Genomic DNA, 14,722 nt, shown 5'->3' with positions numbered 1-14,722 from the left:
AGTCCCCAGCGCAAGGCCCCAAAGGAGAGTTTGGCGCGTGGGGGAGCCACCTGGCTGATGTCATCACACCAGGAACGAGAACACGCACGACAGTGGTAACGTCCCACATACACCGCCAGCGTCGTGGGCTGATGCCCCCGCGGTTCGTGCGCTAAGCGCCGGGTACGCGACCCCAGCGAATACCCCGGGCGCCCACACCCTGGACACAGCCGAACAGGACTAGCCGCACGACACTACAGGACGAACCCACCCCCCTGGCAGCGCATCCCCACAGCCACCAAGCCCAGCTCCTCCAACCCACAATAGGCCGTCATATCCGGAGCAGAAAAGGTAGCATGAGACATGTCGGGGCCTCCCAGCGTTTGAAGTGTCGCAACCTCAATCATCGGGCAGGCCCCGACCCCATGCCAACACCACCCCCCACACCCCAAAATGCGAAGAGCCAGAAAACGTGTCCGCGCGAAGGCTCACACATGTCAATGAGGTTCGCGCTCACATTGGTCGACTAACGCTTCCCTGTAGTGATGACGGTGGGGTGGCCGGATTGCTCCCGGCCACCCCACCACTTTGTTGAGCGTCGTGTGGGCATCATGCTGTTATGGGGGTGGGCCCGGCCAATCGGCCGGGCCCACCCCACTGCGTTGCGTGACGCGAACGCTCAGCCTCGCAGCGTCTTGTCAGCTGCCAGGATCTCGTTGACTTCCTCGCGCGTGGGCGAGTAGGCGCCCTGGTAGAGGATCGTGATTCCCGAGGTGATGATGCCGCGGTGAATGGCGGGCAGGATCTTGTCCCACGATGCCTCGCGCAGACGCTGCTTCGCCTCGGCCGATCCCAGCAGACCCGCATCGACGAGGCCGGAGATCAGGCCGGCCATGAGCGAGTCGCCCGCACCCACCGTGTCCACGAGCTCCACGTCGAGGGGGTCGACGACGAGCATGTCGCGCTCGGCGGCGGCCAAAATGTAGACGCCCCAGGGACCGCGCGTGCACAGGATCAGGGAGGGGCCCGACTGCAGCCACTCGTGCAGAACGTCCTCGATGGGACGATCCGGGTACAACCACTTCAGGTCTTCGTCGGATGCCTTGACGACGTCAGCGAGGGCCACGATCGACTCGACGTGCGGGCGAGCCTCGTCGGGGGTTCCCAGCAGCGCGGGACGGATGTTCGGGTCGTAGGACACGGTGCCGCGGATGGCCTGGCGCTTGACGGCGGCCAGGACCTTGTCGGCACCGGGCTCGACGACGACCACGTAGGAGCCGGTATGCACGTGTCCGACGCTGTCGGGATCCTCGACGGCGGGCACATCCCACGAGAGATCAAACTCGTAGGTGGCGTGGCCCTTCTCGTCAACGGCCGCGTGCGCAACCGTCGTGAATTCGGCGCCATCGGAACCCGGAGTGAGGGTCACTCCGGCGGCCTCGGCGTGCTCGCGAACCTTGTCGCCGCGCGCGTCGCGCGCGAACCAGGTCGCCAGTTCGGATTCGTGACCCAGCCGGGTCAGACCGGCTGCGACGTTGAGCATTGATCCCCCGACGACCTCGACGGGTTCACTGTTTGGGCGGGTAATCTCATCGATGAGCGCTTCCCCGATGTTCACGATTCTAGTCATTCGTCAACCCCAGCTTCTCTTCCATTTCTTCGAGCGGAATGCCCTTGGTTTCGGGCATCACCTTCAGGACCCAGAATAGCTGACCGACCATCGCGAGGAAGAAGATACCGAACGCGAAGCCGCCGCCGAGCTTATCCGTGAGGACCGGGAAGGCGTACGTGGTGATGAACGCGAACACCCAGTGCGTGAGCGAACCCAGCGACTGGCCACGCGCGCGCACGCGGTTCGGGAAGATCTCGGAGATGAAGACCCAGATGACCGATCCCTGGCCGAAAGCGTGAGAAGCAATGAAGGCGAGCAGGCCGAGGAGGATGAGCCACACGGGGGCGGCGCTGCCTTCCTGGAAGACGCCGCCCTCGTATGCGAACATCATGCCGGCGAGGAAGCCGAGGGAGATCAGGTATCCGATCGATCCGACGATCATGAGCTGACGGCGGCCGAGCTTGTCGATGACGGTCAGGGCGGCCATGGTGGCGATCAGGTTCATGAGGCCGACGATGACGGAGCCGATGTAGGGGAAGGCATCACCGAGCACTTCGGCGCCGCCGGCGAGCTTCATGACCTTGGGCGCGTAGTAGAGGATCGCGTTGATGCCGGAGAGCTGGTTGAACATCGCGATGCAGAAGGCCATGAGGATGACCTTGCGGTAGCGGCGCGTGAAGAAGGCGACCTTGCCGCCCGCGGCGTCCTCGGCGATCTGCGCCTTCATCTCGGCGATCTGCTCGCTGCTTTCTTCCTGCGTGGTGGTCAGGCGCTCGGAAATCTTCACGGCGCGCTCCTCGTGCCCGTGGGCGAGCAGCCAACGCGGCGTCTCGGGGACGGTGGCCAGGAAGATCAGGAAGAAGACGGCGGGCACTGCCATGACGCCGAGCATCCAGCGCCACGCGGTGTCTTCGTGCGCGATTTCGCGGATGACCGCGTTGGAGGCGTAGGCCAGGAGGATACCGAAGACGATGTTGAACTGGACGAGGCCGACCAGGCGTCCGCGCACGCGGGCGGGGGCGATTTCGGCGGTGTAAATGGGAGCGACCACGGAGGACAGGCCGACGCCGACGCCGCCGAGGAAGCGGAACACCATGAAGAAGGTGATCGGGAAGGCGGACGAGGCCGAGACCGTGCCATCAGCAGCTGTCACCAGGGTAGGCACAGGCGCCAGGGCAGTGGCCAGCGCACCCACGCCGAAGAGGATGCCGATCCAGAAGAGGATGGGTTTACGGCCAAAGCGGTCGGCGAGTTTACCGGCGACGATGGCACCGCAGATCGTGCCGATGGTTGCGATGGCAACGATCATGCCCTCCCCCATGGAGGAGAGCGCGTAGAGCTTGGTGAGCTTTTCTTCCGCGCCGGAAATGACCGCTGTGTCAAAGCCGAAGAGCAGGCCGCCGAGGGAGGCGACGATGGCACTTCGAATGACCAATGGCGGAATGGAGGTGGATGGTGCTGACGACTTCGTGGTCATGCTGGCTCCGCACTGTGGAGATGGGACGCGCGTGGCGCCGAGGCCGTAACTAGCCTCTGGCTGGGAGCGTAGAAAACGTATTGGTCAGACAATTAGGACTATTGGGACGGTTTTCCGCGAACTGCCAGACAGGGCCAACATCACACCCACGCAACAGACATAGTGGGATCGCTCACAAATTGACCTGACCGGCAATTAGTCCACAATACGAAACAAAGGTCACACTTCGATTGCATAAAGCCGGGTCTGCCCGACCGTACGGAAACCCAGGGAATCGTAGACAGCCAGCGCGCCCGTATGATTCGCGGAGCCCACGCCCGTACCCGCGCGATCCATCCCATCGCGGCTTTGAGCCCACATCGAGGCCAGAATCAGAGCGTCGGCAACAAGGCTCTCGCGCCAGGCCGACAAAACTCCTAGCTGGTCGATATATCCCTCGCGCCACCCCAGCGCCGCCCAGTCCTGCTCGTAACGCGAGGCCAGCAAAAAGCCCGCGACGCGCGGCCGATCGCCAGTGCGATCCACGGCAACAAAAGACCACTCGGGCGCGAACGCAGTGCGGCCCTGCATCCACTGTTCCTGTGTGAGCGGAGGCCGCCCCCACTCCGACTCATTCAAGCGGTTCGCCGCGCGCAGAGCCGGCTCTTCCCACTGGAGTCCCCAGGCCTCGATGCTCATATACGAGCCCAGGTCGGGCACCGGGGCCAGATCTTCAAGGGAGGCGCGCAGCTCGTAGTACGTGCGTGCCCAGCGGAAACCGTGCACCTTCAGCTGGGCCTCGAGGTCATCCTGGCCAGCCTCGACATGGCAGGTGATCTGCGCGGGGCCATCCCCCTCCACGCTCGCCAGCATCTGACGCGCCGTCCCCTCCTGCCAGTCCACGATCGCATTGCCGAGGCCGATGCGTCGAAAATCAGGATCCACTCCCCCGATGCACACGCACTCAGCGCGCCCCGGGAAGCGCAACACCACCTGGGCGAAGGCAACCAAGCGCCCCGCTGCGATACCCCTGCGCGCAACCCCGACCAGGCCTCGCCAATGAGAGGCCGACGACAGCATCTCCTCCACCTCGTCCGGGCTGGTGCGGTACGGCGGATTATCCCGGGCCTCCATGCGCGCGAAAAGCGCCGATAGGCCGACGTGATGGTCGGCCGTCAGCGGCTCCCACTCGATGCCGTGATGCTCGCCCGGGAAGGGGACGAACTCAGGGGCACCGGCTCTCTGCGCGAGAGGAATGCTCATGCTCGTCTCCTAGCGGACTACTGGTCGATCGTGTAATAAACCTCAGCGGCTTCATCGACGAAACCGAGATGCTCATAGATACTATGCGCCCGATCCGGACTCGACATATCCACATCGAGCCCGATACGTGAGGCACCAGAGGCCGACGCCTCAGCCACCGCGTTGCCGACGAGGGCACTCGCGACCGATCGACCGCGGTGGGCCTCGGCGACGCCGAGCAGGTAGATGTAGGCCTCCGGACGCCCGGTCGCCACCCAGCGCTGCGCGGGACGCCCCGTCATTGCGTAGCCGACGACCTCGCCCGTGCTATCCACGGCGACGAAGGACCAGCGCGGGTCAAAGTGATTCATCGCGTCATCCCACCACAGGGCGCGCAGCGGCGAACGAAACGCCTGCTGGAAGGCCTCCATGTGAATAGCGCGGATCTGGTCCTGGGGAACCTGATTCCAAGGCACGATGCGGTAGCCGTGGCGCGCCTGCGGGGCGACCTCGCCGCCCGCCAGGTCGCGGTACATGACGCGATAGATGCGCTTGGCGAAGAAGCCGGCCGCGATGTAGAGGCGGCGGCGATCCGTCATGTGCGCATCCACCAGGTTCGAGATGGAGACGGGAACATCGGATTCAGCGCCGAAAGTCTCAACCAGCATCTGGCGGGCGCGGCTGTCCTGCCAGTACAGGAGGGCGCGGCCCACGCCACGGCCCCGCCAGTGAGGATGAATGAACGCACTGACGACGGCGGTCGCCGCCTCGTGGATGCCGCGCAGCACGCGCACCGAGGCGACCGCGCAAATGTTTGCCTTCGCGTCCAGGCCGACGATCGTGTCCACCCAATCGCGCCCGTTCTTGCCCTCCATCATGTCCGCGATATCTTCGACGGAGGTACGGCGGATCGCCTGGTCCTCGTCTTCGATGAGGCAGATAAGCGCGTACACGGCGGGCGCATCGCGGCCGATCATGGGCCGCCAGCGCAACCCGAGGTGGTTCCCCGGGTACGGGACGGACCCGGGCGGCGTAAGTCGCTGCGCAAGTCCTGTCATGCGTAACATCCTAACGCGTGATCGGGCCTTAAGTCACACCAGCAATGAACATTTGTTCGTGCGTGTTGGACGCTTGTGCAGCGCGTGGGTTTGTCGCGGCCCGATAATTATGCGTCGATGCGCATCCGATCGAGACCGGCCGACTCATTGACAATAAACTCCTTGCGCGGCCCAACCGTCGAGCCCATGAGCAGCTCAAACACGTCCTCAGCCTGGCGCAGGGCTTCCTCATCCGCCAGCGTGATGCGGCGCAGCGAGCGGTGGGCCCGGTCCATCGTGGTCTCCGCGAGCTGGTCGGCGTCCATTTCACCCAAACCCTTGTAGCGCTGGATCGGCTCCTTCCAGGTGCGGCCCGAACGTCTCAGGGCGGCGAGCTTACGATGCAGCTCGTCCTCGGAGTAGGTGTAGATGTACTCGCGCTTCTTGCGTCCCTTGCCCGCGACCTCGATGCGGTGCAGGGGCGGGACGGCAGCGTAGATGCGGCCGGCCTCGACCATGGGGCGCATGTAGCGGAAGAACAGGGTCAGCAGCAGGGTGCGGATATGCGCACCGTCGACGTCAGCGTCGGTCATGAGGATGACCTTGCCGTATCGAGCCTGAGACAGGTCGAAGGTACGGCCCGAACCCGCGCCGATCACTTGGATGATGTTGGCGCACTCGGCGTTGGCCAGCATGTCCGCGGTCGAGGCCTTCTGCACGTTGAGGATCTTTCCTCGAATCGGGAACAGCGCCTGGTAGTGGGAGTTGCGCGCGGCCTTGGCCGTGCCCAGGGCGGAGTCGCCCTCGACGATGAACAGCTCGGTCTCCTCGACGTCCTCGAGTCGGCAGTCCGCGAGCTTGGCGGGCAGCGAGGAGGTTTCCAGCGCGTTCTTCTTGCGCGAGATTTCCTTATGGATGCGCGCGGAGACGCGGGCCTTCATCTCGCCGACGACCTTCTCCATGAGGAGGGAGGTCTGCTGCTTGTCGTCACGCTTGGACGAGGCGAACTTGGCCTTGAGCCAGTCCGTGACGACGCGGTTGACGACGGTGCGGATCTGGGGCGTGCCCAGCGTTTCCTTGGTCTGCCCCTCGAACTGTGGCTCGGGGAAGCGCACGGTGATGACGGCGGTCATGCCGGCCTGCACGTCGTCCTTTTCGGGGCGCCCGTCCTTCGCGCCAACCTTGAGCTTGCGCGCGTTCTTGTCGATCACGGCGCGCAGGATCTTGAGGACCGCCTGCTCGAAACCGGTGACGTGGGTACCGCCCTTGGGGGTGGCGATGATGTTGACGAAAGACTGGACGGTCGTGTCGTAGCCGATGCCCCAGCGCAGCGCGATATCGACCTCGCAGGTGCGTTCGACCTCGGTGGCACGCAGGTGCCCGGTCTCGGAGTCCAGGGCCTGCACGGTCTCGTTATAGGTGCCCTCACCCGTGATGTGCCATGTGTCGGTGACGGGGCCGTCGGAGGCCAGCCAGTTCGCGAAGTCGACGACGCCGCCGTCGAAGCGGAAGCTCTCGGTCTTTTCTTCCTCGCCGCGCTCGTCGTAGCAGTTGATGGTCAGGCCGGGGACGAGGAACGCGGTCTGGCGGGCACGCGCCAGCAGGTCGTCCCACAAGAAACCCGCGGTGGACGGGAAAATCTGGAAGTCCGCCCAGAATCGCACGCGCGTGCCGGTCTGTGCTTTCTTGACCTTGCCGACGGTCTTGAGGGTGGAGCCGTCCGTGAAGGGTTTGAAGGGCGAGTTGGGGGTGCGCTGCTTCGAGTCGTCGAACTGCCCGGGTTCACCCCTGCGGAAGCACATCTCGTGGGTCTTGCCGCCGCGGTCGACCTGCACGTCGAGGCGGGCCGACAGTGCGTTCACGACGGAGGCGCCGACGCCGTGGAGGCCGCCCGAGGCCGCGTAGGAGCCGCCGCCGAACTTACCGCCGGCGTGGAGCTTGGTGTAGACGACCTCGACGCCCGTCAGACCCTGTCCGGGCACGATGTCGACGGGGATGCCTCGGCCGTTGTCGGCGACGGAGGCGGAGTGGTCGGGGTGCAGGCGCACGTCGATCGTGTCGCAGTGACCTTCCAGGGCCTCGTCGACCGCGTTGTCGATGATCTCCCAGAGGCAGTGCATGAGGCCGCGGTGGTCCGTGGAGCCGATGTACATGCCGGGGCGTTTGCGCACGGCCTCGAGCCCCTCGAGGACCGAGAGGTGCCGTGCGTTGTAATCGGATGCGTCGGTAGGAGTCACGAGGTGCATCATATGTGGCGCCATGCTCGTTTGCGGTCCGCCGGGCGCGTGGCGCGGGTTCTGGGACGCTTTCCACGACCGACGAGGCCGGGGCTGAATCGCGCTGCTGGGCGCGCTTTCGGGGCGGACGGGTGCTGTGGTTGAAGTGTTTTCCACTCCCCCGTTCCACTGTGTCAGTGGTCGGTCGAGCGATTGCGCCCCGGGTGAACAGGGGTGCGCGGCGCGGGGTGATGGTGTGTGATGGAAGCATGAACGCACAGACTCTTGAACGCCCGATCCTGGACGAGCCGCAGCTGAATGCGGCGAATCGTTGCGACGCCTGCGGCGCTCGCGCCTGGGTTCGTGCGACGATGCCTTCGGGTGGCCAGCTGTACTTCTGCGGCCACCACGCGAATGAGCACCTGCCCTCCCTGGTGGGCGCTGGCGCACAGATCCTGGACGAGCGCCACTTCATGAACGACTGAGAGCGAGCCTCCCGCAGCGGCGGGACGCACGGCTTTGAGGCGCGGGCGGGGACCGAGGGTCCCCGCCCGCGTATTCATACTCGAACTGCCGTTGCTATGAGGCAGCGGGCACTGCATATTGCAGGCAAGGTGACTGTGCGGCTTTGTGCTGCGGTAAAGTAACTGTTCTAGATCATCACATGTCGTCAGTGGAGGAAGCCCCTGCATCATGGGCACGCGGCCGCCCGACGATTCATTGCGCTCCGGTCTTAGGTGGTAGCCCCTGGATAGTCGGCATTGCTCGTCAGCTTCGAATTGGCCGCTGGCTGCTCGGGCGGTGACCGCGCGCAGCGTCTGGTAGCCAGACACCTCCACTGGCTGTGTTAACCCGCTAGTGCGCAGCGAGACCCACGTAGCGACAGCTGGCCTGTGCCATCCACACTCCACCGAATACGCCCACTCTCTTGGATAGGAAACGCAGATCTGGATAGCTTATTAACCTATCCAGAAGGCCGCATCCTATCCAGATCAACAATCAGAAGTCCCGGCAACACTCTCACTCCACGATGAACGACTCTACGTAGCCTCGACAAAAGCCGGTTGAATGAACGACCAACAACGTGCATACAAACCCATACCCTGACCAAAACTCCCTACGTCAACCCCCTCGCCTACGAATTTGACAACTACCTCAGAGACCCCTAGACTACCGCCCCCGAAGCATTCAACCAACTTACTGCTATCACCCAGCGACGCCGCCGCCCCACGTCTCCTCAACATGGCTTGTTTACGAGGCAACACAGACCTCTTCCTAGTTATACACTGACCACAATGATTAATACACAAAGGACCTCAATTACGTAGGTCAATTGTGATCACATCACACACACCAGGAGAATACATGAAAGACACCATCCTCATGATAAGTCCAATATTGGCTTTGATTATTAGCACCATAACAGTCTTCATAAATCTCTCAATACGCGGAGAAGACAGCTTCCAGAAAACCTTAGACCTACTAAACGCGCATTTAGAATTTAAAGACGATGACAGAGTCATTAACAAGTTCGCCAGAGACGTAGTCTTAAGAAAAATTATTAGAAAACAGATAGCTCGAGCATATAAGCCATTTAGCATCCTAAGTTTCACATGGCTTGTGATAAAATTCCTATTCCTATCCTCATCATTACTAATTTTTGCACTACTAGCACTCTCCCCTTCAGAAATGCACTGGTGGGAACGAGCCATGTACGGAATATTCTCACTCACAATCACCATCATATTGACATACACAATTGTGTCTACTTTGTCCAGCGAATCAGTAATTCTCGACGATAACCTAGAAACCATGATCTACGCACACTACCTGACAGAGCTTGGCTTCAAGCAGAAGCAGTATAACCATGACTTAGAGGGAACAAAGCATAAGTTTTCCTGGATTAAAGTCCCGATCCGCTGGATTAAAATCAGACTACAATTCTTTTCCATCCGCGAAGCATCCCGACACTATTCCATCCGCGAAGCATCCCGACACTATACACAATTTATCAAAACTGAAACACAGCTTAAGACCCTATACAATCTCAACCCACATCCTGTCACAAGTCCCCTCCACTACTCATGGTTGGAAGAGCACTCATGGATGAAAGATAGGATCGCCCAGACGGAACAAGAGCTACGAGAACTAAGAGAAGCACTCACCAAAAAATGGCCAAACGAATTTGATGCCCTCAAAGACTGGACAAAGTATACAAGGTCACTTGAACAAGAATCTACCGATGACATAAGTCGCTCTTCACAATCGCGGGTGTAGTTAGGGATTACCACCGGTTTCGAAGAGTACTCAGGTGATGTCGTGGGTGAGGTTTCGCAAGGCACCGGCACGACATTTGAATATGCTCCCCAGCGTGAGGAGCTCAGTCAGGTAGCTCGGTAGACGCGTGGAGGCCAATGCATTGATTTCAAATTTCATCAGGGCATTGCCCACGCGTGTCGGGCTCAGCACCTATCGCAAAGGACTACACGCGCCACGCTCGCCTTGCCCGCGCGCGGGGCTGGCTCGTGGTAGGTGTCTATCGGCCATGCGCTGTTATGCGCTTCCAGCAGCTTCTAGGGCGACATGCTCATCGCTGGCAAATATGTCGATTGCTGGTGTTGTTGACGCAGCGAGAGGCGGCACAACCTGGCATATAGCTTCCTGAGTGCCTTCTACAGGGGATCCGTGGCCCACCCACGCCGAAAGTGATTCTTCCCGGTGCATCTGCGGTACTTTTCAACCGCAATCCCCGCGCGGTGCACCACGTGGAAGGGGTCCATGCCCGCCCTTGCGCTAGGGAGATCCTCGGCACCAACGCACTTGAAACCGATGAATTCATCCACCGCGACGTTTTCAATTTGGACGCGCCAGCATCGCGCTCACAGGTCGACTAGGTGTCAGCTACTTTTTCGGAGCGGCCCGTGATCATATTCAAGAGGCGGCAGGGACCACTGCGATTGCAAATGGGCGTCAAGTCCAAGATGATGGTGACACGCTTGTCACCGCAGGGAGTATGCCTCCACGCATGTTTTCCAAGCCGAGGACACTGCCGCCTTATGCGTCCATCCGGATCTTATATAACGAGAAGCATCTGTAGCCACGCACTGGCGGTCGCTCTCCCATAACCTTATGCCTTCAGCGCCAGTAAGCCGTCAGAAATGAAGCTACCAACGAGCTCACTGCGAGTTTGTCCTATTTCCCCTACCGCCTCGTCGAGCTCTCGAACTAAGGATTCGGGCAGACGCGTGCCGCCCGGCGTTTATTGCTTACCAAAAAGCTGCGGATGCCCCGGGAGAACCTTCCACGCTCCGTCGCATTCGCCCACTTCGAAGCGCTGCGCATCCGCTTCAAGATCAGCGTCGGTAACGGTGGTTCCTCCCGCAAGGCGGTAGGTTTCTTCTGGTTTCGTAGTCATTGCCTCTCCTCTCAGGTCCAAATGTTTCTGTCATCATTTTCTTTGAAGGCGGTGTCATCACGACCAGGAACGACGGCGCTCCCGTGCGCACACTGCTCCCCTAGTCCGCCAAGCGCTGGGACACCACCGTCGTGACGCCGTCGCGCATCGTGACACCGTACAGAGCGTCCGCTATCTCCATCGTTCGCTTCTGGTGCGTGATCACGATCAGCTGCGAGGTCTCCTGAAGCTCCTTGAAGATCGCCAACAGGCGCGACAGGTTCACGTCGTCTAGGGCGGCCTCGACCTCGTCCATGACGTAGAACGGGGACGGGCGCGCCTTAAAGATCGCGACCAGGAATGCGATTGCGGCCAGGGAACGCTCGCCGCCCGAGAGCAACGACAAGCGCTTCACCTTCTTGCCCGCGGGCCGGGCTTCGATCTCGATGCCGGTCGAGAGCATGTCGTCCGGGTCGGTCAGCACCAGGTCGCCCTGCCCGCCCGGGAACAGCACGCCGAACACGTGCTCGAATTGCACGCGTGTCTCGGCGAAGGCCGACACGAAAGCCTCCTGCACCAGGCGATCCACGTCCTCCACGATGTGGAGGAGGTCAGCCTTGGACTGCTTGAGGTCCTGGACCTGGTCCACAAGGAACTTGTGGCGCGCTGCCAGCGCCTCGTGCTCTTCCAGCGCCAGCGGGTTCACGCGACCAAGCTTCTCCAAATCCTTCTGCGCCTTGGCCAGGGCCCGCTCCTGCTCGGCGCGCACGTACGCGCTCGGCTCGGCGGCCTCGGCCTTCTCGATCTGGTCGGGGTCCAGGGGCAGCATCGGAACCATCGTCTCGGGTCCGAACTCGGCGATCAGCTGCTCGGGTTCGAGGGACAGCTCCTCAAGGGAGCGCCGCTCCAAGTCTTCGACGCGCACGCGCGTCTGCTCGGCGGCGATCTTCCCCTGATTGGCGTTGCTCGTCGCCTCGGACAGCTCCGCGCTCAGCCGATCCAGGGCCCGGCGTGCGTCCGATACTTCTTGGGACACCTGGGAGCGCCGCGCACTCAGGTGGTCGCGGCGCTCGGCCGCGCGAGATAGGGCGCGCTCGGCGGCCTCCAGGGCCACGCGCGCGGCGGCTTCCACGTCCGAGGCCGTGGCCAGTTCCGTGCGCCTCACTGCCTCGCGCTGGGCGTAGCGGGCGCGTTCCTCGCGCTCGGCGGCGGCCGCTTGGCGCAGGGAGCGGGCGCGTGAGGCTGCGCGCCGCGACTGTTCTTCCAGGGAGCGCAGCGCCAGGCGCGCCTGGTTTTCGCCGTCGCGGGCCTCACGGGCAGCGCGGGAGGAGGCGTCGGCGCGGGCCTGGGCGTTCTCCAGGGATTCGGGCGGGCCGACCGAGTCGGCGCCCTCCAGGCGCGCCCGCGCGGCCACGTCTTGCTCGCGGGCCCACTCGACCTGCTCGTCGGCGCGGCGGGCCACGTCACGGGCGCGATCGGCCTCCGCGCGGGCGGCCTGCGCGGCGGACTGGGCACGGGCCAGCTCCTGGGCTTCCTTGGCGCGCTGGGCGTCCTCCTCGCGCAGGGCCTTGAGGGCGTCGTTCGCCTCCTTGATGGACCGGTCCAGTGCCCCGTTCGCGTGGGCGAGTTGCTTGGACACGGCGTCCATGCGCGCGCCTGCCTCCCGCGCCCGCGCGTCGGCCTCGTCGAAGTCTGCGCGCACGGAGAGGACGGAGGACGCCTGGTGCCCACCCTCGAGGGACCACGAGCGCAGCACGTCGCCGCCGGGCGTGACGACGGCGCGGACGCCGGGCACGTCCAGCGCTCCAGCGGCGCTCTCAGATGAGCAGACGACGACCCCGTCCAGGAGGTCCGCCAGGGGTGCGGCGGCTCCCTCGCAGGTGACGACCGATCCGAGCCACGTAGCACCCTCGGGCAGGTCGCCGACGTCCGCGGGCACCGCTGCCGAGCCTGGGCGTTCAGGGGACGAGGCCTGGGTATCCGCAGGCTCGTCCGCGTCGCTTGCGGGTACCGGGGGCGCGACGACGAGGCGCAGCGAGCGCCCGGCCGCGCGGGCCGCGTCCAGCTCGCGGAGGCCTCGGGCCAGAGAATCGACGACGACCGCGTCGGCGAAGGGGGTCAGCGCGCTGGCGACCGCGTCCTCGTAGCCGGGCGCCACACGCAGGAGCGGCGCCACCTGGCCGAGCACGCCATCGCGTCCCAGCAGCTCGGCGGTTCCGTCCTCGGGGGTCAGCAGCTGGGAGAGCGCGTCGCGGCGTGCCTCCCATCGGGCACGGTCGGCCCGAGCCTCGCGCTCAACGCCCAGCAGCTCGTCCACGCGCGCGCGAGCGGCATCACGACGGGCCGACGCATCGGCGTGTGCACGGGCGGCTCCCCCACCAGATTCCAGACTATCCGCAGCTTTCTCGAACGCGCTGTCAGCCTGCGCCTTCCCGGAAGAGGACACCCCAGCCTCGTCCGCAAAGCCGGACAAACGACCGGTTCCAGGAACGGCCGCAGCCGCAGCCTCGGCGCGCTCCTGAGCCGCGCGGTATGCGCCCCACGCGCGATCGGCCTCGGCGAGTGCGGCCTCCAGCCTCGAAGCGGCCGTGGAAGCGTCGCCCGTCAAGCGCGCGACCTTCTCGCGGTGGTCCGCGATGACGCGGTTGACGCGGGCAAGCTCGCGGGACGCAGACTCGTCGGCGTCCTCAGCGGCCTCGCGCGCGCGAGTCGCGGACGTCAGGGCAGAGCGCGCCTCTTCGACCTGAGCGACCAGCGCAGCATCCTCGGCGCCGGCGACGCGGGCGCGCTCGTCGAGCACATCGGGATCCTCGCCGCCCGGGGGAAGCTCGGGGGTCGCGCGCAGGGAAACCTTCTGGCTCGCGGCCATCAGCGTGCCGCGCAGGCGCTCGGTGATCGTGGTGAGCGACTGCCAGTCGGAGGACGCCTGATCGAGCGCCGGCGAGGACGCACGTTCAGCATCCTCCAGGCGAGACACCTCGGCGCGCGACGCCGTAATCTGAGCCTCCAGGGTGGCTCGGCGTTGCGCGGCCGACTCATCAGAGGCCTCGAGCGCGGCCAGCTTGGACAGCGCGGATGCCAGGTCGTCCGCGAGCAGGCGGGCCTTCGCGTCGCGCACGCGCGCCTGAATGAGGGAAGCGCGCCGGGCGATGCGCGCCTGGCGGGCCAGGGGCCCCAGCTGCCGGCGAATCTCATTCGTCAGGTCCAGGACGCGCACAAGGTTCGCATCCATGTCGGCCAGCTTCTTGAGCGCCCGCTCCTTGCGGCGCCGGTGTTTGAGGACGCCGGCGGCCTCTTCGATGAAGCCGCGCCGCTCCTCGGGCGTGGAAGACAGGATCGCGTCGAGCTGGCCCTGGCCAACAATGACGTGCATCTGGCGGCCCATGCCCGTGTCCGACAACAGCTCCTGAACGTCCAGGAGCCGCACGGGCGAGCCGTTGATGGAATACTCCGAGCCGCCACCGCGAAACAGGGTGCGGCTGATCGTCACCTCCGAGTACTCGATGTCGAGCAGACCGTCGGTGTTGTCGATCGTCAGGTCCACCTGGGCGCGCCCCAACGCAGCGCGCCCAGATGTCCCCGCGAAGATAACGTCCGCCATGTTCGAGCCGCGTAGCGCGCGGGCTCCCTGCTCGCCCATAACCCAGGCGAGCGCGTCGACGACGTTGGATTTACCCGACCCGTTGGGGCCGACGACGCACGTGATGCCCGGTTGGAGGGCGAGCGTGGTCGCGCTGGCGAAGGACTTAAAGCCCCGCAGCGTCAGGTTTTTGAGGTGCACCCTTG

General features: G+C 64.0%; 11 protein-coding genes. 2 read left to right on the top strand and 9 right to left on the bottom strand.

All coding sequences use genetic code 11. The features are described 5' to 3' along the window. The 6 genes from O3669_RS07790 to O3669_RS07765 form a co-directional block, all read right to left on the bottom strand. The coding region (locus O3669_RS07790; protein WP_371524278.1) for a transposase family protein at positions 1–209 on the bottom strand (209 nt) is incomplete at its 3' end. Positions 210–658: 449 nt separating this feature from the next. Then, complete coding sequence (locus O3669_RS07785) at positions 659–1,609, bottom strand: PfkB family carbohydrate kinase (RefSeq protein WP_295918898.1); 951 nt, start codon at positions 1,607–1,609, stop codon at positions 659–661. Beyond that, on the bottom strand, positions 1,602–3,068 hold the full coding sequence (locus O3669_RS07780; RefSeq protein WP_371524275.1) for a sugar porter family MFS transporter: 1,467 nt from the start codon (positions 3,066–3,068) through the stop codon (positions 1,602–1,604). Before O3669_RS07780 ends, O3669_RS07785 begins: the two co-directional genes overlap by 8 nt. Positions 3,069–3,287: 219 nt before the next feature. After that, positions 3,288–4,310 carry a GNAT family N-acetyltransferase gene (locus O3669_RS07775; protein ID WP_295918893.1) on the bottom strand — a complete coding sequence of 341 codons (1,023 nt, stop codon included), beginning with the start codon at positions 4,308–4,310 and terminating at the stop codon, positions 3,288–3,290. Between the two features lie 17 nt (positions 4,311–4,327). Beyond that, on the bottom strand, positions 4,328–5,266 hold the full coding sequence (locus O3669_RS07770; RefSeq protein ID WP_295918938.1) for a GNAT family N-acetyltransferase: 939 nt from the start codon (positions 5,264–5,266) through the stop codon (positions 4,328–4,330). A 188-nt stretch (positions 5,267–5,454) separates the two neighbouring features. Next, the gene (locus tag O3669_RS07765) at positions 5,455–7,575 is read right to left on the bottom strand and encodes a type IIA DNA topoisomerase subunit B (RefSeq protein WP_371524274.1); all 2,121 of its coding nucleotides are present in this window, start codon (positions 7,573–7,575) and stop codon (positions 5,455–5,457) included. A 236-nt stretch (positions 7,576–7,811) separates the two neighbouring features. On the opposite strand from O3669_RS07765, the gene O3669_RS07760 reads away from it, so the two are divergent. Both O3669_RS07760 and O3669_RS07755 read left to right on the top strand, forming a co-directional pair. Then, positions 7,812–8,027, top strand: a complete 216-nt coding sequence (locus tag O3669_RS07760) for a hypothetical protein (RefSeq protein ID WP_295918887.1) — start codon at positions 7,812–7,814, stop codon at positions 8,025–8,027. Between the two features lie 880 nt (positions 8,028–8,907). Next, positions 8,908–9,819: a hypothetical protein gene (locus O3669_RS07755; RefSeq protein ID WP_371524273.1), complete on the top strand. Its 912-nt coding sequence runs from the start codon at positions 8,908–8,910 to the stop codon at positions 9,817–9,819. Positions 9,820–10,214: 395 nt separating this feature from the next. Here the strand turns inward: O3669_RS07755 and O3669_RS07750 are convergent, their stop codons facing one another. From O3669_RS07750 to smc, 3 genes are all read right to left on the bottom strand, one after another. Next, positions 10,215–10,400 carry a transposase gene (locus O3669_RS07750; protein WP_371524277.1) on the bottom strand — a complete coding sequence of 62 codons (186 nt, stop codon included), beginning with the start codon at positions 10,398–10,400 and terminating at the stop codon, positions 10,215–10,217. A gap of 401 nt (positions 10,401–10,801) precedes the next feature. After that, positions 10,802–10,957 carry a hypothetical protein gene (locus tag O3669_RS07745; RefSeq protein ID WP_371524272.1) on the bottom strand — a complete coding sequence of 52 codons (156 nt, stop codon included), beginning with the start codon at positions 10,955–10,957 and terminating at the stop codon, positions 10,802–10,804. A gap of 100 nt (positions 10,958–11,057) precedes the next feature. Beyond that, positions 11,058–14,717, bottom strand: coding sequence for a chromosome segregation protein SMC (gene smc / locus O3669_RS07740; RefSeq protein WP_371524271.1), 3,660 nt, complete (start codon positions 14,715–14,717; stop codon positions 11,058–11,060). Positions 14,718–14,722: the final 5 nt, after the last annotated feature.

The sequence above is a fragment of the Pauljensenia sp. 20925_1_34 genome (assembly GCF_041432775.1).
Taxonomy (GTDB): Bacteria; Actinomycetota; Actinomycetes; order Actinomycetales; family Actinomycetaceae; genus Pauljensenia.
This window is presented reverse-complemented; position numbering and strand designations above follow the sequence as displayed.